The sequence below is a fragment of the Variovorax sp. IB41 genome (assembly GCF_016405905.1).
Lineage (GTDB): Bacteria > Pseudomonadota > Gammaproteobacteria > Burkholderiales > Burkholderiaceae_C > Variovorax.
In genome coordinates, this window is the sequence record NZ_JAEFCB010000021.1 from 48,484 (window position 1) to 73,583 (window position 25,100).

Sequence of the window (25,100 nt, forward strand, 5' to 3'; positions counted from 1 at the left end):
GCCCGGCAAAGCCGGTTCCGCGGTGTTTCCCGATGAATACGTACCCCAATGACCGCTGAAGAACTCCAAGCCATCATCGCTGCCCACCTCCCCTGCGAGCACATCTCGCTGGAAGGCGACGGCCGACATTGGTACGCGACCATCGTCTCGGCCGAATTCGAGGGCAAGCGCGCCATCCAGCGCCACCAGCGGGTCTATGCCACCCTCGGTGCGAAAATGCACACCGACGAAGTGCATGCGCTCTCGATGAAAACCTACACGCCGGCCGAATGGGCGGCGGTGGAAAAGTAACTTTCCGGCCCCCGGGCCACCCCATTTCGCTGGATCCTCGATGGACAAACTTCTGATTCGCGGCGGGCGCCAGCTTCGCGGCGAGGTGCTCATTTCCGGCGCCAAGAACGCCGCGTTGCCCGAGCTGTGCGCCGCCCTCTTGACCGACCAGCCCGTGACGCTGCACAACGTGCCGCGCCTGCAGGACGTGTCGACCATGCTCAAGCTGGTGCGCAACATGGGTGTCGTGGCTGAGCGCGATGACAACGGCACCGTGCAACTGAACGCCGGCGACCTCACCAACCCCGAGGCCCCTTATGAGCTCGTGAAGACCATGCGCGCCTCCGTGCTGGCCCTCGGCCCGCTGCTCGCGCGCTTCGGCCACGCCAAGGTGTCGCTGCCGGGCGGCTGCGCCATCGGCTCGCGGCCGGTCGATCAGCACATCAAGGGCCTGCAGGCGATGGGCGCCGAGATCGTGGTCGAGCACGGCTACATGATCGCCAGCCTGCCCGCGGGCCGCACCCGCCTGAAGGGCGCGCGCATCCTGACCGACATGGTCACCGTCACCGGCACCGAGAACTTCCTCATGGCCGCCGCGCTCGCCGAGGGCGAGACGCTGCTCGAAAACGCCGCGCAGGAGCCCGAGATCGTCGACCTGGCCGAAATGCTGATCCGCATGGGCGCGAAGATCGAAGGCCACGGCACGAGCCACATCCGCATCCAGGGCGTCGAAAAGCTGCACGGTTGCGAGCACGCCGTGGTGGCCGACCGCATCGAGGCCGGCACGTTCCTGTGCGCCGTCGCGGCCACGGGCGGCGAGGTGTTCCTGCGCCACGCCCGCGCCGACCACATGGACGCGGTGATCGACAAGCTGCGCGACGCCGGCTGCACGGTCGCGCGGGAAGAGGGCGGCGTGCGCATCAGCTCCAAGGCCCCGGCCAGCGAGCACCTGAAGGCGCAGAGCTTCAGCACCACCGAATACCCCGGTTTCCCGACTGACATGCAGGCCCAGTTCATGGCGCTGAACGTGATCGCGCGCGGCGCCTCGATGGTCACCGAGACCATCTTCGAGAACCGCTTCATGCACGTGAACGAGATGGTGCGGCTGGGCGCGACCATCCACGTCGAGGGCAAGGTCGCGATGGTCGAGGGCGTGCCCCAGCTCTCGGGCGCTACCGTGATGGCCACCGACCTGCGCGCCTCCGCCAGCCTCGTGATCGCCGGCCTCGTGGCCGAGGGCGAGACGCTGGTCGACCGCATCTACCACCTCGATCGCGGCTACGACCGCATGGAGGCCAAGCTGCGCGGCCTGGGCGCCGACATCGAGCGCGTGACCGGAGCCGCCGCATGATCACGTTGGCCCTCTCCAAAGGCCGCATCTTCGAAGAGACGATGCCTCTCCTGGCCGCGGCCGGCATCGAGGTCACGGAAGACCCCGAGAAGTCGCGCAAGCTGATCCTGGAAACCACCCGTCCCGACGTGCGCGTGGTGCTGGTGCGCGCCTCCGATGTGCCCACCTACGTGCAGTACGGCGGCGCCGACCTGGGCGTGACCGGCCTCGACGTGCTGCTGGAAAACGGCAACCAGGGCATGTACCAGCCGCTGGACCTGCGCATCGCCGCCTGCCGCCTGAGCGTGGCCGTGCGCGCCGACTACGACTACGCCTCGGCCGTGCGCCAGGGCTCGCGGCTGCGCGTGGCGACCAAGTACGTGGGCCTCTCGCGCGACTTCTTCGCGAGCAAGGGCGTGCACGTGGACCTCATCAAGCTCTACGGCAGCATGGAGCTCGCGCCGCTCACGGGCCTGGCCGACGCCATCGTCGACCTGGTCTCCACCGGCAACACGCTCAAGGCCAACCACCTCGTCGAGGTGGAACGCATCATGGACATCAGCGCCCGGCTGGTCGTCAACCAGGCTGCGCTCAAGCTCAAGCGCGAACCCATTCGCCGCATCATCGACGCGTTCGCGTCAGCCATTCCTCCCGCCCAATCTCCCGCCCCATGACTCTGAAAGCAGCCCCCGCCCGCCTCTCCACGACTTCAGCCAGCTTCGACGCTGAATTCAAGGCGCGGCTGCATTGGTCCGCGGACGCGGATGCTGCAATCGAGAAAGTGGTGGCCGACATCCTGGCCGATGTGCAAAAGCGCGGCGACGACGCGGTGCTCGAATACACCAACCGCTTCGACAAGCTCGACGCCAAGACGCTGCCCGAGCTGGAACTCACGCAAGCCGAACTGAAGGCCGCTTTCGAGGCACTGCCCGCCGCCCAGCGCGACGCGCTCGAAGCCGCCGCGCGCCGCGTGCGCAGCTACCACGAGGCCCAGAAGAAGGCGAGCGGCGAGAGCTGGAGCTACCGCGATGCCGATGGCACGCTGCTCGGGCAGAAGGTCACGCCGCTGGATCGCGTGGGCATCTACGTGCCGGGCGGCAAGGCCGCGTATCCGTCGAGCGTGCTGATGAACGCGATTCCCGCGCACGTCGCGGGCGTGGGCGAAATCATCATGGTCGTACCGACGCCCAGAGGCGAAAAGAACCCGCTCGTGCTCGCCGCCGCCTACGTGGCCGGCGTGACGCGCGGCTTCACCGTCGGCGGCGCGCAGGCCGTGGCGGCGCTGGCCTACGGCACCGCCACCATCCCCGCGGTCGACAAGATCACCGGCCCCGGCAACGCCTACGTGGCCGCCGCCAAGCGCCGCGTGTTCGGCACCGTGGGCATCGACATGATCGCGGGCCCGAGCGAGATCCTCGTGCTGGCCGACGGCACCGCGCCGCCCGAGTGGGTGGCGATGGACCTCTTCAGCCAGGCCGAGCACGACGAGCTCGCGCAAAGCATCCTCCTGTGCCCCGACGCCGCCTACATCGACCGCGTGCAGGCCGAAATCGATCGCCTGCTGCCCGCCATGCCGCGCGCCGAAATCATCGCCGCCTCGCTCAACGGGCGCGGCGCGCTGATCCATACCAAGAGCATGGAAGAGGCCTGCGAGATCAGCAACCGCATCGCCCCCGAGCACCTGGAAGTCAGCAGCAGCGAGCCGGGCCGCTGGGAGCCACTCTTGCGCCACGCCGGCGCGATCTTCCTGGGCGCCTTCACCAGCGAGAGCCTGGGCGACTACTGCGCCGGCCCGAACCACGTGCTGCCCACGAGCGGCACGGCGCGCTTCTCCAGCCCGCTGGGCGTCTACGACTTCCAGAAGCGCTCCAGCCTCATCGAAGTGAGCGAAGCCGGCGCGCAGGTGCTCGGCCCGATCGCGGTCACGCTGGCCGAAGGCGAGGGCCTGCAGGCGCACGCCGAAGCCGCCCGCATGCGCCTGCGTAAGATCTGAGGCTCCAACAACCCCGCTTCAGGGAGGAGCACGCCAGATGATTCAACGTCTCTATCGTTCGAGATTTTTCCGTTTCGCCACCGGCCTCGTGGCAGGCGCCGCCTTGCTGGCCGCCTGCACGCAGATGCCGCAGAACAGCGGCGAAACGGCCGCGATGTCCGCCACGCCCAGCGCCGCGCCGGCCGCACCTGCACCCGCACAACTTGGCACCCAATGGGGCGAGGGCATCGAGTCGAAGACCCGCACCGTCGTGGCCAAGCGGCTGTCCGAGCAGCCCGACGAAGTGGCTTCGGTGGGCTACAACGAAGCGTCCGCTGTGCGCCACGATGTGGGCAACAACCCCGAGCGCCGGCTCAACCTGCAGCTCGCCCAGGGCGACGTCGAATGGTCGGTGCTCGACGAGAGCAACCGCCCGCTGCCGCTGCAGCGCGCACGCCGCGGCAGTAGCAGCAGTAGCGGCAGTAGCAGCAGCGACATGTTCCGCCTGGCCGGCATCGAAGGCGCGCGCTACACGCTGCGCTTTCGCAACCTGAGCGACCGCAGCTACGAGGTGATCGCCACCGTCGACGGCCTGGACGTGCTCACCGGCAAGGCCGGGAGCCTGCGCAACGGCGGCTACGTGCTGCGCCCGCAGGAGACGCTGAACATCGAGGGCTTCCGCAAGAGTCAGAGCGAGGTCGCGGCCTTCCGCTTCGCCACGCCGGGCCGCGCCTACGCGGCGAACACCGAGGCCGGCGATGTGCGCAACATCGGCGTGATCGGCGCCGCGCTGTTCGAGCTCGAACAGCCGCAGGCCCCGCGCCGTCCGCGCCGCGATGCCACGCCGCCGCAGCCCAGCGCCTTCCCGGCCGACGGCGCCTACGCGCCGCCGCCGCGCTACCGCAAGTAAATGCCATGAAGCGCACCGTTCGTCTGCCGATGCTGGGGTTCGCACTTGTGTTCGCGCTCGCGGCCGGCGTCGGTGCGCACGCCATGACCCTGCGCGAGTTCCACACGCTCGAGGTCAAGGAAAAGAAAGAGGGCAAGGCCTACGCGAGCTACTACCTCGTGGGCGTGCTCGAAGGCCTGCGCGAAGCCAGCGACACGGCGCGGCGCACCGGCCAGAAGCCGCTGTTCTGCGTCGACGGCCGCCGGCTCGAGCCCTCGATGGCGCGCTCGCTCTTCCAGGCCGAGCTCAAGCGCAATGCCGAGCTCTACGAGGCCGACATGCCGGTGCAGCTGGTGCTGTCCAGCGCGCTGCAGAACAGCTTTCGCTGCGCATCCTGATCCCGCCATGTTCGACAAGTTGAAAAAGGCCCTGATGGGCGGTGCGGCAGCCGCGGCGCCGACGCGCGCCCAGCTGCGCCTGCAGGCCATGCTCGACGCGCTCGAAGACGAGCCCGAGCAGACCTTCCTGGACAGCGCCGACGCCGAGCACCGCGTCGACATCCACGCCTTCGGCCGCAACTTCGTCGAGGACAGCGAGGGTGAGGAGTTGGCCGACGACGAGGGCTACGTGCTCGTCACCAACGGCATGAGCGACCGGCTCATGCCCGCGCCGCCCCACGGCGTGCCCGAGGGCATGACGCGCGCGGCCGAGCTGGTCTGGTACGTGCGCGACCTGAACCCCGAATACATCTCGAACCTGCGCTGGCTCGCCAAGCTGCCGGCCTTCGACCGCTTCTTCCTGGCCAGCGGCCATCGCGTGCCGATGCCCGAGCCGCCGCTGTCGTTCTGCGGGTTCCAGACCTTCTTCTTCCTCACGCCGATCTACGGGCCTGATGCGCGCATGCTCTCCGGCGTCACAGTGGACGAGGGCGAGGCCATCGCCATGCTGACCGTCAACCTCATCTCCGAAGCCGAATACGCGCTGGTCAAGCGCGAGGACGGCTTGGGCGAACTGCTCGACCTGTTCGACGCCAACGACCACCCGATGGTCTTCGACCCCCAGCGAATCTCCTATGTCTGACTCTCTCCCCGCGCTGCAGCGCATCCGCGCCGACGTGCGCGCCATGCACGCCTACGCCGTGCAGGACGCGCGCGGCTTCATCAAGCTCGATGCGATGGAAAACCCCTTCGGCCTGCCGCCCGCGCTGCAGGCCGAACTCGGCGCGCGGCTGGGCGCGCTCGCGCTCAACCGCTACCCGGGCGACCGCGGCGCCGACCTGCAGCGCGCGCTGGCCGCGCACGCGCAGATGCCCGAAGGCTTTTCGCTGATGCTGGGCAACGGCTCGGACGAGCTGATCTCGCTCCTGGCCATCGCCTGCGACCAGCCCGGCGCCAGCGTGCTCGCGCCCGTGCCCGGCTTCGTGATGTACGCCATGAGCGCCCAACTGCAGGGCCTTCGCTTCGTGGGCGTGCCGCTCACGGGCGACTTCGAGCTGGACGAGGCCGCCATGCTGGCTGCCATCGCGCGCGAGAAGCCCGCCATCGTCTATCTGGCCTACCCGAACAACCCGACCGCCAACCTCTGGGACGACGCCGTCGTCGAGAAGATCGTCCAGGCCCAGGGCGCGCAGGGCGGCCTGGTGGTGATCGACGAGGCCTACCAGCCCTTTGCCGCCCGCAGCTACATCGATCGCCTTGCGAAACACCGCCACGTGCTCCTGATGCGCACGCTCAGCAAGTTCGGCCTGGCGGGCATTCGCCTGGGCTACCTCATGGGGCCGGCCGCGCTGGTCGCCGAGGTCGACAAGGTGCGCCCGCCCTACAACATCAGCGTGCTCAATTGCGAGTGCGCGCTGTTCGCCTTGGAGCACACCGAAGTGTTCGAGGCGCAGGCGAAACAGATCCGCGAGGAGCGCGAGCGCCTGATGACCGGCCTGGGCCGCCTCCCCGGCGTGAAGACCTGGCCGAGCGACGCGAACATGATCCTTTTGCGCGTCCCCGATGCCGCCAAGACCTTCGAGGGCATGAAGGCTCAGGGGGTGCTGGTGAAGAACGTTTCTAAAATGCACGAACTGCTGGCAAATTGCCTGCGCCTGACCGTCGGAACGGCCGACGAGAATGCGCGGATGCTGGCGGCACTCGAAGCCTCACTATGACCACCCCACAGAGCACCGACCGCACCGCGTCGGTCACCCGCAACACCGCCGAGACGAAGATCACCGTCAGCGTGAACCTCGACGGCACCGGCAAGGCCAAGCTGTCCACCGGCATCGGCTTCTTCGACCACATGCTCGACCAGATCGCCCGCCACGGGCTGATCGACCTGGACATCGACTGCCAGGGCGACCTGCACATCGACGGCCACCACACGGTGGAAGACGTGGGCATCACGTTCGGCCAGGCCGTGGCCCAGGCCATCGGCGACAAGAAGGGCATCCGCCGCTACGGCCATGCCTACGTGCCGCTGGACGAGGCATTGAGCCGCGTGGTCATCGACTTCTCGGGCCGCCCCGGCCTCGTGATGCACGTGCCCTTCACCAGCGGAATGATCGGCACCTTCGACAGCCAGCTCACCTACGAGTTCTTCCAGGGCTTCGTGAACCACGCCTTCGTCACGCTGCACATCGACAACCTCAAAGGCGTGAACGCGCACCACCAGTGCGAGACGGTCTTCAAGGCCTTCGCCCGTGCCATGCGCGGCGCGCTGGAGCTCGATCCGCGCTCCGTCGGCGTCATTCCCTCGACCAAAGGCTCGCTCTGAGAGCCGCTGGCGAACAGCTATGAAATCTGTAGCAACGAATTCCGTCGCCGTCGTCGACTACGGCATGGGCAACCTGCACTCGGTGTCGCAGGCCGTGCGCCATGCGGCCGACCAGGTGGGCGTGGAGGTGTTCGTCACCTCCGACCCGGACGTGGTGCGCAAGGCCACGCGCGTGGTGCTGCCGGGGCAGGGCGCAATGCCCGACTGCATGCGCGAGCTGCGCGACTCGGGTCTTCAGGAATCGGTGCTCGAGGCGGCCGCGAGCAAGCCGCTCTTCGGCGTGTGCGTGGGCATGCAGATGCTGCTGTCGCGCAGCGACGAAGGCCCGACCGACGGGCTTGGCCTCATACCGGGTGAGGTCATCAAGTTCGAACTGGCCGGGCGCCTGCAGGCCGACGGCAGCCGCTTCAAGGTGCCGCAGATGGGCTGGAACCAGGTGCGCCAGGCCCAGCCGCACGCGGTGTGGGCGGGCATTCCCGACCAGAGCTATTTCTACTTCGTGCACAGCTTCTACGCGCGGCCGGCCGACGCCCGGCACAGCGTGGGCGAGGCCGATTACGGCGCGAGCTTTACCGCAGCCATCGCACGCGATAACATTTTTGCCACCCAGTTCCACCCGGAGAAGAGTGCGGACCATGGGCTGCAGCTCTATCGCAACTTCCTCCACTGGAACCCATGACTTGTTGCTCGCCCCCAGGCTGCGCGGCACTGCGTGTCCGCTTCGCCAACCCCCTACCGGGGGCGACACCGACGGCCCGGCAAAGCCGGTTCCGTGGTGTCCTTGAACAATTCCTCCCTCCTTTCTTGAACCTTCGCTTCTGCTGACCGGCACCATGCTCCTCATTCCCGCCATTGATCTCAAAGACGGCCACTGCGTTCGCCTCAAGCAGGGCGACATGGACCAATCCACCATCTTCAGCGAAGACCCTGCCGCCATGGCCCGCAAGTGGGTCACCGCCGGCGCGCGGCGGCTGCACCTGGTCGATCTGAATGGCGCCTTCGCCGGCAAGCCGCAGAACCACGCGGCGATCAAGGCGATCCTGAAGGAAGTCGGCGACGACATCCCGGTGCAGCTGGGCGGCGGCATCCGCGACCTGGACACCATCGAGCGCTACATCGACGACGGCCTGCGCTACGTGATCATCGGCACCGCCGCGGTCAAGAACCCGGGCTTCCTGAAGGACGCGTGCAGCGCCTTCGGCGGCCACATCATCGTGGGCCTGGACGCCAAGGACGGCAAGGTCGCCACCGACGGCTGGAGCAAGCTCACCGGCCACGAGGTGGCCGACCTGGGCAAGAAGTTCGAGGACTACGGGGTCGAGTCGATCATCTACACCGACATCGGCCGCGACGGCATGCTCTCGGGCATCAACATCGAGGCCACCGTCAAGCTCGCGCAGGCACTGAGCATCCCGGTGATCGCCTCGGGCGGCCTGTCGAACATGGCCGACATCGACCAGCTCTGCGCGGTCGAGTTCGAAGGCGTGGAAGGCGTGATCTGCGGACGCGCCATCTACTCGGGCGACCTCGACTTCGCCGCCGCCCAGGCGCGCGCCGACGAGCTGGCCGGCGCCTGACGCCGTTCTTCTCTTCCTTCTCTACGCCCTGTAGCGCGTGCTCTCCGCGCTCGCCATTGCCAACTACCGGTCGCTGCGCCAGCTGACGGTGCCGCTGGGCCGCCTCACGGTGGTGACGGGCGCCAACGGCAGCGGCAAGTCGAGCGTGTACCGCGCGATGCGCCTCCTGGCCGACATCGCCAACGGCGGGGTGATCCGCTCGCTGGTGCGCGAGGGCGGGCTGTCTTCCACCCTGTGGGCCGGGCCCGAGCGCTTCTCGGCGGCGATGCTGCGTGGCGACGTGCCGGTGCAGGGCACCACGCGCAGCGAGCCGGTCGCGCTGAAGCTGGGCTTCGCGGGCGCCGAATCGGAAGATTTCGGCTACGCCATCGACATCGGCCTGCCGCCGCCGATTCCCTCGACGGCCTTCTCGCGCGACCCGCAGATCAAGCACGAGGCGATCTGGAGCGGCCCGCTGCTGCGGCCCTCCACGCAACTGGTCGACCGCAAGGGCGGGGCGCTGCGCCTGCGCGAAGGCAAGAGCTGGCAGGCCGTGGGCCGGCCGATCCCGGCCTTCGCCAGCATGATGACCGAGCACGCCGACCCGCGCGACGCGCCCGAGATGCTCACGCTGCGGGAGCAGATGCGCTCCTGGCGCTTCTACGACCACTTCCGCTCCGATGCCGACGCGCCCGCGCGCCTGCCGCAGCTGGGCACCTACACGCCCGTGCTCGCCAACGATGGCGCCGACCTGGCGGCCGCGCTGCAGACCATTCGCGAGATCGGCGACGGCGAGGCGCTCGACCGCGCCGTGGACGATGCCTTTCCGGGCGCCCGCGTCGAGGTCGAGGCCGAGGGCGATCGCTTCCAGACGCTGATGCACCAGCACGGCCTTTTGCGGCCCCTCACGGCCGCCGAACTCTCGGACGGCACCCTGCGCTACCTGCTTTGGATCGCGGCGCTCCTGACGCCCCGGCCGCCCGCGCTGCTGGTGCTCAACGAGCCCGAGACCAGCCTGCACCCCGACCTGCTGCCGGCGCTCGGCCGTCTCATCGCGCAGGCGGCGCGGCAGTCGCAGGTGATCGTGGTGTCGCACGCGGCACGCCTGATCGCCGCGCTGGACGACTGCGACGGCCTGCAGCCCGTGGTGCTCGAAAAGCAGTTCGGCGAGACGCGCATCGCCAACCTGGACATGAGCGAAATCCCGCGCTGGGAGTGGCCAGCGCGATAGGTCCGTTGACCCCCCGGCTTTTCACTTCGCTGCGCTGCGTGTAATTCGCCACCCCCCGAGGGGGAAGCGCGGACCGCCTTGGGGCGACCCGGCGGCGGCCGCACAAGGCCTACTCGGCCTTCACCGACATCGTCTGGATGATCGTCTCCAGCTGCGCGCTCATCGGCAGGTTGATGCTCTCGCCCGAAGGGAGCTTGCGCAGGAACCAGCGCTTGTACTGCCGCTCGATCTCGCCGTCTTCGGCCAGCACCTGGAAGGTGTCGTTGACCACCTTGGCCAGTTGCGCGTCGCCCTTGCGGTACATGATCCCGTAGGGGTCGTAGGAGAGGAAGTCGCCCACCACCTCGTAGTCGGCCTTGGCGGCGTCCTGCGCGATGAGGCCGTAGAGCAGCACGTCGTCGGTGGCAAACGCATCGGCCTGGCCGCTTTTCACGAGCCCGAACGATTCCGCGTGGTCGCGCGCCACCTGCAGGTTGATGCCGAGCTTGAACTTCTCCGAGAGCTCCCGCAGCGTCTTCTCGTTGGTGGTGCCGGCGGTAACCGCCACCTTTTTGCCGGCGAGGTCGCGGAACGACTTGATCGGCGCGCCCTTTTTCACCAGCACCTTGGTGCCCGAGACGAACATCGTGGGCGAGAAGGCGACGCGCTTCTGGCGCTCCAGATTGTTGGTGGTGGAGCCGCACTCCAGGTCGACCTTGCCGCCGGCGACCGCGTCGATGCGCGAATCGGACGTCACGGGCACCCACTTGATCGCGAGGCTCTTGTTCACCGCGTCCTCGATGGCGGTGACCAGTGCGCGGCACAGCTCGATCGAATAGCCGATCGGCTCCTTGCGCGCATTGAGGTACGAGAAGGGCACCGATGACTCGCGGTAGCCGATGGTGATGGCGCCCGACTCGCGCGCCTTGGCGAGCGTGCCGGTGAGCTGCTCCTGCGCCTGCGCCGGTGCGGTGGCCAGCGAGGCGGCCGCCAGCAGTCCGGCAAGAAGAACCGAGGGCAGCATGGCCTTGAGGTTCATGGCGCGCCTCACGCGTGGGCCGGGTGGGCGAGGGTGGCGTTGGCCTCCTCGTCGATCGCCTTCGCATTGACCTCGGCATCGCCCTCGGAGAGCAGCTCGCCCTCCCACTTGGCGACCACCGCGGTGGCGATGGAATTGCCCACCGCGTTGGTGGCCGAGCGGCCCATGTCCAGGAACGTGTCCACGCCCAGGATCAAGAGCAGGCCGGCCTCGGGAATGTCGAAGTGGTTGAGCGTGGCGGCAATCACCACCAGCGAAGCGCGCGGCACGCCGGCCATGCCCTTGGAAGTGAGCATGAGGATCAGCAGCATGGTGACCTGCGTGCTGATCGGCATGTGGATGTTGTAGGCCTGCGCGATGAAGAGCACGGCGAAGGTGCAGTACATCATCGAGCCGTCCAGGTTGAACGAGTAGCCCATCGGCATCACGAAGCTGGAGATCTTGCGCTTCACGCCGAACCGGTCGAGCGCCTGCAGGATCTTGGGATACGCCGCCTCGGAACTGGCCGTGGCGAACGACAGCAGGAAGGCTTCCTTGATGAGCACCAGCAGCTTGAACACGCGCGGCCCGAGGAAGAGGAAGCCCGCCAGCACCAGCACGCTCCACAGCACGAAGAGGCCCAGGTAGAAGTCGCCCATGAAGACGGCGAACTTCAGGAGAATGCCCAGGCCGTTCACCGCGACCGTGGCGGCCATGGCGGCGAGCACCGCGAGCGGCGCGAGCTTCATCACGTAGCCTGTGATCTTGAGCATCGCGTGCGAGAGCTCCTCGATGGCGGCCACCAGCGTCTTGGCCTTGTCGCCCAGCGAGGCGAGCGCCACGCCGAAGAACATCGAGAACACCACGATCTGCAGGATCTCGTTGTTGGCCATGGCCTCCACGAACGACTTGGGCACCGTGTGGCTCACGAAGTCCTTGAGCGTGAACTTGGAGGTGGCCAGGTTGGCCGAGGCGCCGATGTCGGGCAGCGGCAGGCCCAGGTTCTCGCCGGGCTTGAGCAGGTTGGCCATGACCAGGCCGATGACCAGCGAGATGAGCGAGGCGGTGAGGAACCAGCCGATCGCCTTGCCGAACACTCGGCCCACCGATTTGGCGTCGCCCATGTGCGCGATGCCCACCACCAGCGTGGAGAACACCAGCGGGCCGATCAGCATCTTGATCAGGCGCAGGAACACGTCCGAGACGATGGACACGTAGTCCGCGATTTCCTTGGCAGCCTTCTTGTCCGGGAAGCTGGAGAAGATCATGTAGCCGACGATGATGCCGAGCACCATGGCAATCAGGATCCATGCGGCCATCGGCAGCTTTTTCTTCATGAGATTCCCCTTTGGATGTGTGAGTGTTTTTTAGAGGGAGACAGGGTATCCAAGAAGGCCCCGGCCACGCAATGGGCCCCCGATGCCAATTCCGTGCCATGGTGCGGGGGCTGCCTACAATTCCTCACATGGAAATCACCCCGATCGACTTGCGCGGCCAGCCCGCGATCCGTGCCACCGGCGCGGACGGAAGCACCCTCGCGATCGCCCTGCACGGTGCGCAGGTGCTCTCGTGGACCACGGCCGACGGAGGGGAAAGGTTCTTTCTCAGCCCCCGCGCGGTGTTCGACGGCAAGACCGCGATCCGGGGCGGCGTGCCCATTTGCTGCCCGCAGTTCAACATGCGCGGCATGCTGCCCAAGCATGGGTTCATGCGCAATTTGCCTTGGGAACTCCAGGCCTCGGGTACCGCGCCGGGAACCCTGGCGTTCCGGCTGCGCGACAACGAGGCCACTCGGGCGCTCTGGCCGCACGCTTTCGAGGCACGCCTGGAAGTCACGCTGGCCCCCGGCCAGTTGCGCATCGCGCTCACGCTGACCAACACCGGCCCCGCGCCCTGGGCCTTTGCCGCGGCGCTGCATTCCTACTTGCACGTCGACGACATCGCCCAGGTGCGGCTCGAGGGCCTCGAAGGCGCCAACCGCTGGGATTCGCTGCGCGACGACCGCCATGTGGAGACCGCTGCCGCATTGCGGTTCGACGCCGAGTTCGACAGCGTCTATGCGGCGCCCGCAAAACCGCTGCGCCTCGTGCAGCCGAGCGGCACGCTCGAGATCTCGCAAAGCGCGAGCTGCACCGAAACCGTGGTGTGGAACCCCGGCGCCGAACTCTGCGCCAAACTGACCGACATGCCGGCCGACGGCTACCGCCACATGCTCTGCGTCGAGGCCGCGCGCATCGACGAGCAAGTGACGCTGGCGCCCGGCGCCCAGTGGCAGGGCTGGCAACAGCTCACCGTTCTCTGATTTCCTTCCGGTTCACATTCCCATGCTTGCCAAACGCATCATTCCCTGCCTCGACGTCACCGGCGGCCGCGTCGTCAAGGGCGTCAACTTCCTCGAACTGCGCGATGCCGGCGATCCGGTCGAGATCGCCGCGCGCTACAACGCGCAGGGCGCCGACGAGCTCACCTTCCTGGACATCACCGCCACCAGCGACGGGCGCGACCTGATCCTGCCGATCATCGAGGCGGTGGCCTCGCAGGTCTTCATTCCGCTCACGGTGGGCGGCGGCGTTCGCACCGTGGCCGATGTGCGCCGGCTCCTCAATGCGGGCGCGGACAAGACCAGCTTCAACTCGGCCGCCATCGCCGATCCGCAGGTGATCAACGACGCCTCGCAGAAATACGGCTCGCAGTGCATCGTGGTGGCCATCGATGCCAAGCGCCGCACGCCCGAAGAGGCGGCCACGCGCGGCCCGGGCTGGGACGTTTACAGCCACGGCGGCCGCAAGAACACGGGCCTGGACGCGGTTCAGTGGGCCACCGAGATGGCGCGCCGCGGCGCGGGCGAGATCCTCCTCACGAGCATGGACCGCGACGGCACCAAGAGCGGCTTCGACCTCGCGCTCACCCGTGCGGTGAGCGATGCAGTCAGCGTGCCGGTGATCGCCTCGGGCGGCGTCGGCAACCTGGACGACCTGGCCGACGGCATCCAGACCGGCGGCGCCGACGCGGTGCTGGCCGCCAGCATCTTTCACTACGGCGAGCACACCGTGGGCGAGGCGAAAGCCCGCATGGCCGCGCGGGGCATTCCCGTGCGAATCGACCGTTGATCGGCCGCTGAGGGGTCTTTGCCCCATCCCCGACAATACCGCCCATGAAATGGCTCGATGAAGTGAAGTGGGACGCGAACGGACTCGTACCCGTGATCGCGCAGGAACAAGGCAGCAACGACGTGCTGATGTTCGCCTGGATGAACCGCGAGGCGCTCGAAAAGACCGCCGAGCTGGGCCGCGCGGTGTATTTCAGCCGCTCGCGCAACAAGCTGTGGTTCAAGGGCGAGGAATCGGGCCACGTGCAGACCGTGCACGAGATCCGCATGGACTGCGACAACGACGTGGTGCTGCTCAAGGTCACCCAGCTGGGCCACGAGCCCGGCATCGCCTGCCACACCGGCCGCCACAGCTGCTTCTTCAGCAAGTACGAAAAGGGCCAGTGGACCGTGGTGGAGCCGGTCTTGAAAGACCCGGAATCGATCTACAAATGACCGGCACCGTGAACACCACCTCCAACACTTCCGATGGCCTCGCACGCCTGGCCGCGGTCATCGAGACCCGCCTGCCCGCCAACGGCGGCGACCCCGAGAAGAGCTACGTCGCGCGCCTGCTGCACAAGGGCCCCGACGCCTTCTTGAAGAAGATCGGCGAGGAAGCCACCGAGGTCGTGATGGCCGCCAAGGACGCCGACCACGGCGGCGACCGCTCGAAAATAGTGAACGAAGTGGCCGACTTGTGGTTCCACACCATGGTGGCGCTCGCGCACTACGGTTTCTCGCCGGCAGAAGTGGTCGCGGAGCTCGAGCGCCGCGAGGGCACCAGCGGCATCGAGGAAAAAGCCCTGCGCAAGGTGCAGGCCCGCGAAGCAAGCAACGATTGAAAGGACATCCCATGGCCAACGACATCGTGAACGTGGAACCCGACGAATCGCTCAAGACCTGGGGCTGGGTGAGCTACATCCTGCACCTGATCGTGGCCATTGGCGCGGTCCTCCCGGGGGCTCAGGCCTCCGTCGTCATCCTGCTCGTGGCCCTGGTGATCGATTTCGTCAAGCGCGACGACGCGGCCGGCACCTGGCAGGCCTCGCACTTCAGCTGGCGCATCCGCTCGGTGCTCTGGGCCGGCCTCCTGTACATCGTCACCTCGTGGCTGTGGCTGCTCTTTTTCATTCCGGGCTGGATCGCCTGGAGCCTGATTTCGCTGTGGTTCCTCTACCGGATCGTCAAAGGCATGATCCGCATGAACGACAACCGCCCGATGGAACCCAAAGATGTCATCTGATCCGAACTGCGTTTTCTGCAAAATCGTCGAAGGCAAGATCCCTTCGCGCAAGGTCTACGAAGACGAGGACCTGTTCGGTTTCCATGACATCTCGCCCTGGGCGCCGGTGCATTTCATGCTGGTGCCCAAGAAGCACATCGCCTCGATGGCCCAGCTCACGCCCGACGACGCCGCGCTCATGGGCAAGATCATGACCCTGGCGCCCAGGCTGGCGCTGGAGCAGGGCTGCAGGCCCTATCCGGACGGCGGCTACCGCGTCGTCGTCAACACCGGCACCGAGGGCGGGCAGGAGGTTCACCATCTCCATGTGCACGTCATGGGCGGTCCCCGGCCATGGCTTCGCGGCTGACTTTCGTCAAGCCAAACTGTCACATTCCGACCGACTAAAATCGGACACATTCTTAGGAGTCTTCCATGGGTTCTTTTTCTATCTGGCACTGGCTGATCGTGCTGCTCGTCGTGGTCATGATCTTCGGCACCAAGAAGCTGCGGAACATGGGTTCGGACCTTGGCGGCGCCGTCAAGGGCTTCAAGGACGGCATGAAGGATGCCAACGGCAATCCCACCACCGACGCATCGGCCGCTTCCGCCCCCGCGGCGCAAGTGACCGGCCAGCCGGCCAACAGCGACAAGACGATCGACGTCGAAGCGCGTCAGAAGTCCTGAGCGCGGACCGCACGTGCTGGACCTCGGCATTGAGAAGCTGGCGCTGATCGGCGTCGTGGCGCTGATCGTCATCGGGCCGGAGAAGCTGCCGCGCGTGGCCCGCACGGTGGGCACCCTGCTGGGCAAGGCGCAGCGCTACGTGAACGACGTCAAGGCCGAAGTCAACCGCTCGATGGAGCTGGACGAGCTGCGCAAGATGAAGACCACGGTGGAGGATGCGGCCCGCGACGTCGAGCACAACATCCACACCGGCGCGAGCGAATTCGAGAAGCAGTTCTCCGGCTCCGGCGAAACGCTCTCGGCCCTGGCCGAGCCCGAAGCCCCGGTGCCCGAATACAAGCACCCCCGCAAGAACTGGCGCCTGAAGCAGGGCGCCACGCCGAATTGGTACAAGGCGCGCAACGGCGTGCGGACCAAGGCGTTGTCGGGTGCGGCGCGGGTTGCGCGCTTTCGCCCCCACAAGATCAATTAGCGCTTCAACACCCCCGCGTTTCTCGCTTGCCGCACGCCGGCCGAAGCCACGCTCTTTCCTTTCCCCATGGCCGATTCCGACGAAAAGAAAAAAGACAAAGAAGACGAGCTGGCGGGCACCGAGCAGCCGTTCGTGCAGCACCTGGTCGAGCTTCGCGACCGGCTGCTCTACTGCGTCTACGGCCTGGCGATTGCCGGCATCCTGCTGTCCATCTGGCCTGGCCCGGGCGGGCTGATCGACCTGATCGCAATGCCCATCCGCGCGCACATGCCGCCGGATGCCAAGCTGATCGCCATCGGCGTGTTCTCGCCCTTCTTCGTGCCGCTGAAGGTGCTGATGATGACGGCCGTGCTGCTGGCGCTGCCCTGGCTCATGTACCAGGCCTGGATGTTCGTGGCGCCCGGGCTCTACAGCCACGAAAAGCGCTTTGCGCTGCCGCTGATCTTCTTCGGCAGCATGCTGGCCTATGCGGGCATCGCCTTCGTGCAGTTCTTCGTGCTGGACAAGATGTTCAGCTTCATCCAGAAGTTCACCCCCGCCGCGGTGGCTGCCACACCCGACATCTCGTCGTACGTGGAGGCGATCCTCTCGCTCTACATCGCGTTCGGCGTCGCCTTCCAGGTGCCAATCGTTGTGATGCTGCTGGTGCGCTTCGAGATGGTGACCATCGAGAAGCTCAAGTCCTTCCGCGGCTACTTCATCGTGGTGGCCTTCGTGGTGGCCGCGGTGCTCACGCCGCCCGACGTGGTGTCGCAACTCGCGCTGGCGGTGCCGATGTGCCTGCTGTACGAGGTGGGCATCATCGGCGCGCGTTACTTCGCGCAGAGTGGCAAGAAGCCTGAAGAAGAAAACGCCGACTCTTCAGCGTCGAGCTGAGGCCTTCACCGAATCCGCCTTCGCCGGAAACACCGAGGAACCGGCTTTCGCCGGGCCTCAGGTGTTGCCCCCGGTAGGGGGTTGGCGCAGCGACACGAAGTGCGCGAAGCCTGGGGGCGAGCCTTTTATTCCTGCTGATTGGGGACTTGCCGGACCGGGCTCTTCGGCCTGAGCCCCGGCGTCACGTCCAGTTCCATCTTGTCGCTGCCGCGCTGCAGCGCAAAGCGCGAGGTGTCGCCGGGCTTCAGGCCCGCCACGGCGGTCAGCAGCGCCTGCACGTTGTCGGTCTTCTTCTCGCCCACCGAGGTGATCACGTCGCCCGGCCGGATGCCGGCCTTGGCGGCGGGGCCGTTCTGCAGCACGCCGGTGATGATCACGCCCGCATCGGCCTTCACGCCGAAGGTCTCGGCCAGTTCGGGCGACAGGTCGTTCGGCTCGACGCCGATCCAGCCGCGGCGCACCTGGCCTTCCTTCACGATGCCCTCGAGCACGATCTTGGCCATCGACACCGGGATGGCGAAGCCGATGCCCATGCTGCCGCCCGAGCGCGAGTAGATCGCGGTGTTGATGCCCTGCAGGTTGCCGTTGACGTCGATCAGCGCGCCGCCCGAGTTGCCGGGGTTGATGGCCGCATCGGTCTGGATGAAGTTCTCGAAATTGTTGATGCCCAGCTGGTTGCGGCCGAGCGCCGAGACGATGCCGCTGGTCACGGTCTGGCCCACGCCGAAGGGGTTGCCGATGGCCAGCACCTGGTCGCCCACGAGCAGTTCGTCGGAGTTGCCCAGAACGATCACCGGGAGCTTGTCCAGCTCGATCTTGAGCACCGCCAGGTCGGTGTCGGGGTCGGTGCCGATCACCTTGCCGCGCGCGTGGCGGCTGTCGTTCAGGGTCACCTCGATTTCATCGGCGCCCTCGACCACGTGGTTGTTGGTGAGGATGTAGCCGTCGGTGCTCACGATCACGCCGCTGCCCAGGCCCACCTGGGGCTGGTCGGCCTGGTCGCCGAAGAAGAAGCGAAACCACGGGTCGTTGCTGCGCGGATGGCGCTGCGCGGCCTTGCTGGTGTTGATGCTCACCACCGCCGGCGAGGCCTTCTTGGCCGCCGCGCTCAGGCTGCCGACGGCGGGCACGCTCGGGGCGCCGGCCGGGGCCTCGACGATCGACACCACGCCGCCGAGCGAGGTCGCGCGCTTGTTGATCCATTCGGGCTTGAGCGTCGCGACGACGAAATAGGCCGCCAGGAGGACGGTCACGGCTTGGGCAAAGAGCAGCCAGGTGCGTTTCATGAAAACTTGATGAAAAGACGTTTGAAGACACCGCCTGCGACGGCGATGCGTGCGATTGTCCCTCAATGGGGTTGACCATAGACCGCGCCGCACGGTCGAGATTGGCAAAGCCCGGCTGCGTGAATACGGGATAACCCCTAGCATCGCGCAGCGATCCCACCCGGCTCCCACCTTTTCAGGCCTCCCGCGCTGCCCACCCGGCGGATGCGGCCAGGCGTTTCGTCAGCGCGCTGTCCCCCGTTTTTCCCATCCGGTCTGGCGACGGCGCGCGATCACGATTTCCCTGCCAGCCATGACTTCAGAAGCAACCCTCGCGGACGGCGCAAAAAAGCCCGCTCCGGCCCGCACGCTCGACGCGCGCGACTACAAGACCCTCGCCCTCTCGGCCCTCGGCGGCACGCTGGAGTTCTACGACTTCGTCATCTACGTCTTCTTCGCGACGGTGCTGGGCGGGCTCTTCTTTCCCACCGACATGCCCGACTGGCTGCGGCAGCTGCAGACCTTCGGCATCTTCGCGGCGGGCTATCTCGCCCGTCCCGTGGGCGGCATCGTCATCGCGCATTTCGGCGACCTGCTGGGCCGCAAGCGGATGTTCACGCTGTCGATCTTCCTCATGGCTGCGCCCACGCTGGTGATCGGCCTCTTGCCCACCTACGCGAGCATCGGCGTGGCGGCGCCCCTCCTGCTGCTGGCGATGCGCGTGCTGCAGGGCGCGGCCATCGGCGGCGAAATGCCCGGCGCCTGGGTGTTCGTCGGCGAGCACGTGCCGGCCAGGCGCTACGGCCTGGGCATCGGCACGCTCACCTCGGGCATCACCGGCGGCATCCTGCTGGGTTCGCTGGTGGCGGTGGCCGTCAACCGCCATTACTCGCCCGGAGAGGTGAGCGATTTCGCCTGGCGCATTCCATTCATCCTGGGCGGCGTGTTCGGGCTGGTGTCGGTGTACCTGCGCCGCTTCCTGCACGAGACGCCGGTCTTCAAGGAGCTGGCCGGCCTGAAGTCGGTCGCGCGCGAGCTGCCGCTGCGCACCGTGCTGCGCGAGCACCGGCTGGCCTGCGTGTACGTGGCGCTGCAGACCTGGGTGCTGTCGGCCGCGATCGTGGTGGTGGTGCTGTACACGCCTACCTACCTGCAGAAGGTGCACCACATCCCGGCCGCGCTGGCGCTGGAAGCCAACGCGCTCGCCACGCTGACCCTGACCATCGGCTGCGTGATCGTCGGCTGGGCCAGCGACCGCATCGGCACGCGCGCGGTGATGCTCATCGGCTGGGGCGGCCTCTTCGCCACGGCCTACCTGTTCTACACGGGCCTGCCCGGCACGCCGGCCACGCTGTTCTGGCACTACGGGCTGGTGGGCTTTTTCGTGGGCACCATCGCCACGGTGCCGATCGCGGGCGTGCGCGCCTTCCCGGCGCCGGTGCGCTTCACGGGGCTTTCGTTCGCCTACAACATGTCGTACGCGGTCTTCGGCGGGCTCACGCCGGTGATCCTCACGCTCTGGCTGCAGCGCGACCCGATGGCGCCGGCGCACTACGTCGCGGCCCTCGCGGCGCTGGGTTTCCTGCTCGCCCTGTGGCCACTGGCCGCGCGCGGCCATGCCATGCGCGATGGCGTCGGGGCCCCGGGCGGCGCGACAATGTCGCGATGAGCACCACACGCCACGAACTGCTCCACGCATTCGACCTGTTGCTGGCCCCCGGGCGCTTCAAGGACTACGGACCCAACGGCCTGCAGGTCGAAGGGCGCACCGTGGTCCGCAAGATCGTCTCGGGCGTGACCGCCAGCCGCGCGCTGATCGAGGCCGCGATCCACGCCGAGGCCGATGCCATCTTCGTTCACCACGGCCTCTTCTGGCGCGGCCAGGACGGCTGCGTCACCGGCTGGATGAAGCAGCGGCTGGGCCTGCTGCTGGGCGACGACGTCAACCTCTTCGCGTACCACCTGCCGCTCGATGCGCATCCGGAACTGGGCAACAACGCGCAGCTCGGGCTGCAACTGGGGCTCGTGGCGCACGGGGGTTCTGGCGGGCGGTTCGGGGAGCAGGAGCTCGGCTTCCTCGGCGCGCGCGAGAACGGTGAGCACTTCGCCAGTGCCAAGGCGCTGGCCACGCACGTCGAGAAGGTGCTCAAGCGCCCGGTCACGCTGCTCGACACGGCGCACCGCCCCATCAAGAACATCGCCTGGTGCACCGGTGGCGCCCAGGGCTATTTCGAGGCCGCCATCGCGGCCGGCGCCGACGCCTTCATCACCGGCGAGATCTCGGAGCCCCAGGCGCACTACGCGCGCGAGATGGGCGTGGCGTTCCTCGCCTGCGGGCACCACGCCACCGAGCGCTACGGCGCGCAAGCCGTGGCGGCGCACGTGGCGGCACAACTCGGCTTGAAGCACGAGTTCATCGACATCGACAACCCTGCATGAGCGGAGCCATCGCCATCACGCTGGGCGATCCCGCGGGCATCGGCCCCGAGATCATCGCCAAGGCCTTCCGCGACGCCCCTGATGCGACCCGTGGCGCCTTCGTGGCCGGCGACGTGGCCACGCTGCGGCGTGCGTCGCAGGCGCTCGCCGCACCGGGACAGCCCGCATGGCCCGTCGCGCAGATCGAGAGCGTCGCCGAGGTGAGCACCCTGCCGCCCGGCTGCATCCCGGTGCTGCAGGTGATCGCGCCGCCGGCGAACATCGTGCTCGGCCAGATCAGCGCCGAGGCCGGCCGCGCGGCGGGCGACTGCGTGGTCTGGGCCGCGCGGGCGGCGCTGCGCGGCGAAATCGCCGCCATCGTGACCGCGCCGCTGCACAAGGAGGCGCTGGCCGCGGCCGGCTTTCCTTACCCCGGCCACACCGAGCTGCTGCAGGCCGAGGCGGCCGCGCACCTGGGCCGCGGCGTCGCCGACGTGCCTGTGCGCATGATGCTGGCCAACGACGAGCTGCGCACCGTGCTCGTGAGCATCCACATGTCGCTGCGCGATGCCATCGAGGCGGTGCATTTCGAGGGCGTGCTGCAGACGCTGCGCATCACGCACCGGGCGCTCTCCCATGCGCTGGGCCGCGCGCCGCGCATCGGCGTGGCGGGCCTGAATCCGCACGCGGGGGAGGGCGGCCTCTTCGGTTCGGAAGAACGCGAGATCATCGCGCCGGCCATCGCCGCCGCGCGCGCCGAAGGTATCGACGCCAACGGGCCGCACGCGCCCGACACGGTGTTCATGCGCGCCCGCGCCCGGCACGGCGTGCCCGACAGCGGCGAGTTCGACGTGGTGATCGCGATGTACCACGACCAGGGGTTGATCCCGGTCAAGTACCTCGGCGTGGAGAAGGGCGTGAATGTGACGCTGGGGCTGCCGCTGGTGCGCACCAGCCCCGATCACGGCACCGCGTTCGATATCGCGGGCACGGGCCTGGCCGATGCGTCGAGCCTCGTCGAGGCGCTTCGCATGGCAAGGACGCTCGGGAGCGCCTGAAAGAACTCAGGGGCGCTTGAGGCTGTCGCGAATTTCGCGCAGCAGCGTGATGTCTTCCGGCGTCGCGGCCGGTGCGGCGGGCGCCGCCACTTCGGTTTTCCGCAGCTTGTTGACCTGCTTGACCATCATGAAAATGATGAATGCGAGGATCACGAAGTTGACCGCCACGGTGATGAAGCTGCCGTAGGCCAGCACCGGCACGCCGGCTTTCTTCAGGTCGGCCAGCGTGTTGGCCACGCCGGCGGGTGCTGTGCCCAGCACCACGTAGAGGTTCGAGAAATCGAGCTTGCCGAACACCACGCCCACCAGCGGCATGATGATGTCGGCGACCAGCGAGTCGACGATCTTGCCGAACGCCGCGCCGATGATCACGCCGACCGCCAGGTCGATGACGTTGCCCTTGACGGCAAATTCCTTGAATTCACTGAGGATGCTCATGATTCAAAAGGCTGCTGGAGCTCTGCTGTTGAAGGAGTGCCGAGTATGCCCGCGATTGCTCACTTCTCCAGCGGCCGCAGCGCAACGCCGATGTGCTCCGGCGGCAGTCCTTCGCGGCTGCGCGCGGCGATCTGCTTGAAGCCGTCTTCCAGGTGCCGCACGAAGCGCGGCGTGTCGAAGTAGCCGCGGCGCGCGGCTTTCGCTTCGGCCAGCCGGCCGCGCAGCACCGCCAGTTCGTCCGGGTGCGTGGCGTAGTGCACGGCCTTCTCGACGTACTCGTCGTGGTTCGTCGCCACCAGTTCCGGCAGCCCGATGGCGCCCAGCAGGCTGCCCGCCATGCGCGAGACCATCGTCGTGCCCGTGAGCGCGAGCAGCGGAACGCCGGCCCACAGCACGTCGTTGGCGGTGGCGCCGCTGCTGTAGGGGAATGTGTCGATGAACAGGTCGCCCAGGCCGATGCGCGCCAGGTGCCTGTCGATCGGCATGCGCGGCGAGACGATGAGCCGCTCGGCCGGCAGGCCCGCGGCCTCCCATTGCGCGCGCAGGTTGGGCTCGAAGCCGCTCGGGCCCTGCGCGAGCCAGAGCACCGCGTTCGGAATCCGCTGCACGATGCGCACCCAGGCCGCGAAGGTCTCCGGCTGGATCTTGAAGGACTGCGAGAAGTTGCACAGCACGAAGGCGTCCTCGGGCAGCCCGTGGTCGGCGCGCGTGGCCTTCGCGGGGCTGGTGGGGCGCTGCGAGTCGATCACCTGGAAGGTCTCGGGCAGGCGCAGCAGCTTCTCCGAATAGCAGTCTTCCGTGCCCGGCGGCGAGAGGAAGTTGTCGGACACCAGGTAGTCGTAGTTCGGCGTGCCGCTGGTGCCCATGTAGCCCAGCCACATGAGTTGCGCCGGCGCCGCGTGGTAGGCCATCACCTGCGGCTTGGCGCCGCGCGTGTCGCCCGAGAGGTCGATGAGGATGTCGACCTCGTCCTCGCGGATGCGCTCGGCCATCTGCTGGATCGACTGGCCCTGCATGTCCACGAAATGCTCCACCGACGCGGCGATGCGGGCGCGCGCCGGATGGCCGTCGTCGGGGCCGTAGGAGTACGCGAACACCTCGAAGTCTTTGCGGTCGTGCCGCGCGAAGAGCTCGGCCGTGAGGTGCGCGACCGGGTGGTTGCGAAAGTCGAACGAGTAGTAGCCCACGCGGATGCGCGGCGAGGTGCGGCGTGCGCCGGCATCGGCAAAAGCCTTGATGCCCGCGTTCCTGTCGGCCAGCGTGGCCGAGCGCTGCGTCCACGCCATGAGCCGCCGCGCATCGTCGTAGTTCGACATCAGGATGAACGACGACACCGTCTGGTCGTTGCCCGGGTTGTCCAGCTGCGCGGCGATCTTCTCGCGCAGTTCGGGCACGCCGCGCCAGTCGGCGATGTGGGCCTTCTCGCCCAGCATCCACACCATGGCGGGCATGAAGTTCGGGTCGTCGCGCAGGCACTGCTCGAACTCCGCGATGGCGTCCTCCGACCGGCCGGCCATCACGTAGGTCACGCCCAGGTTGCAGCGCGCGAGCACCTGCTTGGGGTGCACGTCGAGCGCCTTCTTGAGCACCTCGATGGCGGTGTCGAAATGGCCGAGCCGGAAGTTCACCGTGCCCAGGTTGTTCAGCAGCAGCTCGTGCTCGGGCAGGCTCTCGAGCGCGAGCTTGTAGAGCTCGGCCGATTCCGCGAAGCGCATCGACACGCCCTCCAGCGCGCCGCACACGCCATAAAGCGCCGCCACGCCTTCGGGGTCGGACAGCGCCTTGTGGCGCTCCTCGGCCGGCCAGTTGCGCATGGCGTGCTGCATGGGCGCGATGGCGTCCTCGGTGCGGCCGGCGTTGAGCAGCGCGCGCGCGAGCAGGTACGAAGCCTCGAAGTCGCTCGGATCGGCCGTGGCCTGTTGCAGCGAGGCGAGGGCGCCGGCCCAGTCCTTCTGGTGCGCGCGGATCTTGCCGATGTTCTTGTGGGCGGCGGTGTAGTTCGCGTCGAGCTTCAGGGCCTGCTGGAACTGCACGACGGCTTCGTCGAAGCGGTTTTGCTCCATGTCGATCGCGCCGGCGTTGTTCCATGCCGCGGGCACCTGCGGCGCGAGGCGCGTGGCATCGGCCGCGGCCTCGCGCGCCTGCCGGAATTTTTTCTGCTGGCGGTAGACCGCCGACAGGTTCACGTACGCCTCGGGGTAGTTCGCGAATGCCTTGATCGCGCGGCGCAGGTCCTGCTGCGCCTCGGCCAGGAGGCCCAGGTGCATGAAGATCGTCGCGCGGGTGTTGAAGTAGAAGTGATGCGCCGACTGCACGATCGCGCGGTTCACATAGTTGAGCGCCAGCCGCGGGCGGCCTTGCCGGTACAGCGCCTCGCCCGTCAGGTGCAGCGCGTCGGCGTGTTCGGGGAATCGGGCGAGCAGCGTTTCGTAGACCTTCAGCGCCTCGGCGAAGAGGCCCTGGCGGTGCAGCACGAGGCCCTGCTCCAGCAGGCGAGGCGCGTTGTCCTCGATGTTGTCTTCGGAGCCAAGGGGCGCGATGGAGGAAGTGGTCATGAGGCCATGTGAT

Annotated in this window: 29 protein-coding genes; 24 read left to right on the forward strand and 5 right to left on the reverse strand. The window is 67.6% G+C overall.

All coding sequences use genetic code 11. The annotated features are described in order from the left end of the window. The first annotated feature begins 48 nt into the window (after nt 1-48). The 12 genes from JC881_RS27170 to JC881_RS27225 all read left to right on the forward strand — a co-directional run bounded on the left by JC881_RS27170 (nt 49) and on the right by JC881_RS27225 (nt 10,008). A complete protein-coding gene (locus JC881_RS27170) occupies nt 49-291 on the forward strand; it encodes a BolA family protein (RefSeq protein WP_198788810.1) in 243 nt (80 codons plus the stop codon). Nucleotides 292-331: 40 nt separating this feature from the next. Continuing rightward, the gene (gene murA, locus JC881_RS27175; RefSeq protein ID WP_198788811.1) at nt 332-1,621 is read left to right on the forward strand and encodes a UDP-N-acetylglucosamine 1-carboxyvinyltransferase; all 1,290 of its coding nucleotides are present in this window, start codon (nt 332-334) and stop codon (nt 1,619-1,621) included. Beyond that, complete coding sequence (hisG, locus tag JC881_RS27180; RefSeq protein WP_198788812.1) at nt 1,618-2,274, forward strand: ATP phosphoribosyltransferase; 657 nt, start codon at nt 1,618-1,620, stop codon at nt 2,272-2,274. Before murA ends, hisG begins: the two co-directional genes overlap by 4 nt. Further along, complete coding sequence (gene hisD / locus JC881_RS27185) at nt 2,271-3,593, forward strand: histidinol dehydrogenase (RefSeq protein ID WP_198788813.1); 1,323 nt, start codon at nt 2,271-2,273, stop codon at nt 3,591-3,593. Before hisG ends, hisD begins: the two co-directional genes overlap by 4 nt. 37 nt (nt 3,594-3,630) lie before the next feature. Next, nucleotides 3,631-4,482, forward strand: a complete 852-nt coding sequence (locus JC881_RS27190; protein ID WP_198788814.1) for a hypothetical protein — start codon at nt 3,631-3,633, stop codon at nt 4,480-4,482. Nucleotides 4,483-4,487: 5 nt separating this feature from the next. Then, the gene (locus JC881_RS27195; protein WP_198788815.1) at nt 4,488-4,859 is read left to right on the forward strand and encodes a hypothetical protein; all 372 of its coding nucleotides are present in this window, start codon (nt 4,488-4,490) and stop codon (nt 4,857-4,859) included. A gap of 7 nt (nt 4,860-4,866) precedes the next feature. Continuing rightward, nucleotides 4,867-5,541, forward strand: coding sequence for a suppressor of fused domain protein (locus JC881_RS27200; RefSeq protein WP_198788816.1), 675 nt, complete (start codon nt 4,867-4,869; stop codon nt 5,539-5,541). Continuing rightward, a complete protein-coding gene (gene hisC / locus JC881_RS27205; RefSeq protein ID WP_198788817.1) occupies nt 5,534-6,616 on the forward strand; it encodes a histidinol-phosphate transaminase in 1,083 nt (360 codons plus the stop codon). Before JC881_RS27200 ends, hisC begins: the two co-directional genes overlap by 8 nt. Beyond that, the gene (hisB, locus tag JC881_RS27210; protein ID WP_198788818.1) at nt 6,613-7,221 is read left to right on the forward strand and encodes an imidazoleglycerol-phosphate dehydratase HisB; all 609 of its coding nucleotides are present in this window, start codon (nt 6,613-6,615) and stop codon (nt 7,219-7,221) included. The genes hisC and hisB overlap by 4 nt, the downstream gene beginning before the upstream one ends. Before the next feature lie 19 nt (nt 7,222-7,240). Beyond that, the gene (gene hisH, locus JC881_RS27215; protein WP_198788819.1) at nt 7,241-7,900 is read left to right on the forward strand and encodes an imidazole glycerol phosphate synthase subunit HisH; all 660 of its coding nucleotides are present in this window, start codon (nt 7,241-7,243) and stop codon (nt 7,898-7,900) included. A 154-nt stretch (nt 7,901-8,054) separates the two neighbouring features. Continuing rightward, on the forward strand, nt 8,055-8,798 hold the full coding sequence (gene hisA / locus JC881_RS27220) for a 1-(5-phosphoribosyl)-5-[(5-phosphoribosylamino)methylideneamino]imidazole-4-carboxamide isomerase (RefSeq protein WP_093439766.1): 744 nt from the start codon (nt 8,055-8,057) through the stop codon (nt 8,796-8,798). A gap of 37 nt (nt 8,799-8,835) precedes the next feature. After that, the gene (locus JC881_RS27225; RefSeq protein WP_198788820.1) at nt 8,836-10,008 is read left to right on the forward strand and encodes an AAA family ATPase; all 1,173 of its coding nucleotides are present in this window, start codon (nt 8,836-8,838) and stop codon (nt 10,006-10,008) included. A gap of 109 nt (nt 10,009-10,117) precedes the next feature. Here JC881_RS27225 and JC881_RS27230 read toward each other — a convergent pair whose 3' ends face one another. Further along, nucleotides 10,118-11,026: an amino acid ABC transporter substrate-binding protein gene (locus JC881_RS27230; protein ID WP_198788821.1), complete on the reverse strand. Its 909-nt coding sequence runs from the start codon at nt 11,024-11,026 to the stop codon at nt 10,118-10,120. A gap of 8 nt (nt 11,027-11,034) precedes the next feature. Continuing rightward, on the reverse strand, nt 11,035-12,342 hold the full coding sequence (locus tag JC881_RS27235) for a dicarboxylate/amino acid:cation symporter (protein ID WP_198788822.1): 1,308 nt from the start codon (nt 12,340-12,342) through the stop codon (nt 11,035-11,037). Nucleotides 12,343-12,470: 128 nt separating this feature from the next. Here JC881_RS27235 and JC881_RS27240 point away from each other — a divergent pair, with 128 nt between their 5' ends. The 9 genes from JC881_RS27240 (at nt 12,471) to tatC (ending at nt 17,353) form a co-directional block, all read left to right on the forward strand. Further along, a complete protein-coding gene (locus JC881_RS27240) occupies nt 12,471-13,307 on the forward strand; it encodes a D-hexose-6-phosphate mutarotase (protein ID WP_198788823.1) in 837 nt (278 codons plus the stop codon). Nucleotides 13,308-13,329: 22 nt separating this feature from the next. After that, nucleotides 13,330-14,115: an imidazole glycerol phosphate synthase subunit HisF gene (gene hisF / locus JC881_RS27245; protein ID WP_198788824.1), complete on the forward strand. Its 786-nt coding sequence runs from the start codon at nt 13,330-13,332 to the stop codon at nt 14,113-14,115. 35 nt (nt 14,116-14,150) lie between these two features. Next, nucleotides 14,151-14,549: a phosphoribosyl-AMP cyclohydrolase gene (gene hisI, locus JC881_RS27250; RefSeq protein WP_198788864.1), complete on the forward strand. Its 399-nt coding sequence runs from the start codon at nt 14,151-14,153 to the stop codon at nt 14,547-14,549. 8 nt (nt 14,550-14,557) lie between these two features. Then, on the forward strand, nt 14,558-14,938 hold the full coding sequence (locus JC881_RS27255; RefSeq protein ID WP_443083377.1) for a phosphoribosyl-ATP diphosphatase: 381 nt from the start codon (nt 14,558-14,560) through the stop codon (nt 14,936-14,938). Nucleotides 14,939-14,949: 11 nt separating this feature from the next. After that, the gene (locus JC881_RS27260) at nt 14,950-15,339 is read left to right on the forward strand and encodes a DUF4870 family protein (RefSeq protein WP_198788826.1); all 390 of its coding nucleotides are present in this window, start codon (nt 14,950-14,952) and stop codon (nt 15,337-15,339) included. Continuing rightward, nucleotides 15,329-15,688: a histidine triad nucleotide-binding protein gene (locus tag JC881_RS27265; RefSeq protein ID WP_198788827.1), complete on the forward strand. Its 360-nt coding sequence runs from the start codon at nt 15,329-15,331 to the stop codon at nt 15,686-15,688. Before JC881_RS27260 ends, JC881_RS27265 begins: the two co-directional genes overlap by 11 nt. A 65-nt stretch (nt 15,689-15,753) precedes the next feature. Then, entirely contained in the window at nt 15,754-16,005 is a 252-nt protein-coding gene (gene tatA, locus JC881_RS27270) for a Sec-independent protein translocase subunit TatA (protein WP_042579106.1), read from the forward strand. Between the two features lie 13 nt (nt 16,006-16,018). Continuing rightward, nucleotides 16,019-16,477 carry a Sec-independent protein translocase protein TatB gene (gene tatB, locus JC881_RS27275; protein WP_198788828.1) on the forward strand — a complete coding sequence of 153 codons (459 nt, stop codon included), beginning with the start codon at nt 16,019-16,021 and terminating at the stop codon, nt 16,475-16,477. Between the two features lie 66 nt (nt 16,478-16,543). After that, a complete protein-coding gene (gene tatC, locus JC881_RS27280; RefSeq protein ID WP_198788829.1) occupies nt 16,544-17,353 on the forward strand; it encodes a twin-arginine translocase subunit TatC in 810 nt (269 codons plus the stop codon). Between the two features lie 125 nt (nt 17,354-17,478). Here the strand turns inward: tatC and JC881_RS27285 are convergent, their stop codons facing one another. Further along, a complete protein-coding gene (locus JC881_RS27285) occupies nt 17,479-18,639 on the reverse strand; it encodes a S1C family serine protease (RefSeq protein WP_198788830.1) in 1,161 nt (386 codons plus the stop codon). A gap of 292 nt (nt 18,640-18,931) precedes the next feature. Between JC881_RS27285 and JC881_RS27290 the strand changes: the two genes are divergently transcribed. From JC881_RS27290 to pdxA, 3 genes are read left to right on the forward strand one after another with little or no spacing between them, the layout of a single operon-like run. Next, complete coding sequence (locus JC881_RS27290) at nt 18,932-20,287, forward strand: MFS transporter (protein WP_198788831.1); 1,356 nt, start codon at nt 18,932-18,934, stop codon at nt 20,285-20,287. Beyond that, nucleotides 20,284-21,057: a Nif3-like dinuclear metal center hexameric protein gene (locus JC881_RS27295; protein ID WP_198788832.1), complete on the forward strand. Its 774-nt coding sequence runs from the start codon at nt 20,284-20,286 to the stop codon at nt 21,055-21,057. The genes JC881_RS27290 and JC881_RS27295 overlap by 4 nt, the downstream gene beginning before the upstream one ends. After that, nucleotides 21,054-22,094 (forward strand): 4-hydroxythreonine-4-phosphate dehydrogenase PdxA, encoded by a 1,041-nt coding sequence (pdxA, locus tag JC881_RS27300; protein ID WP_198788833.1) that lies wholly within the window; start codon nt 21,054-21,056, stop codon nt 22,092-22,094. The genes JC881_RS27295 and pdxA overlap by 4 nt, the downstream gene beginning before the upstream one ends. Nucleotides 22,095-22,100: 6 nt before the next feature. Here the strand turns inward: pdxA and mscL are convergent, their stop codons facing one another. After that, on the reverse strand, nt 22,101-22,532 hold the full coding sequence (gene mscL / locus JC881_RS27305; protein WP_198788834.1) for a large conductance mechanosensitive channel protein MscL: 432 nt from the start codon (nt 22,530-22,532) through the stop codon (nt 22,101-22,103). Nucleotides 22,533-22,591: 59 nt separating this feature from the next. Next, entirely contained in the window at nt 22,592-25,087 is a 2,496-nt protein-coding gene (locus JC881_RS27310) for a tetratricopeptide repeat protein (protein ID WP_198788835.1), read from the reverse strand. Nucleotides 25,088-25,100 lie beyond the last annotated feature (13 nt).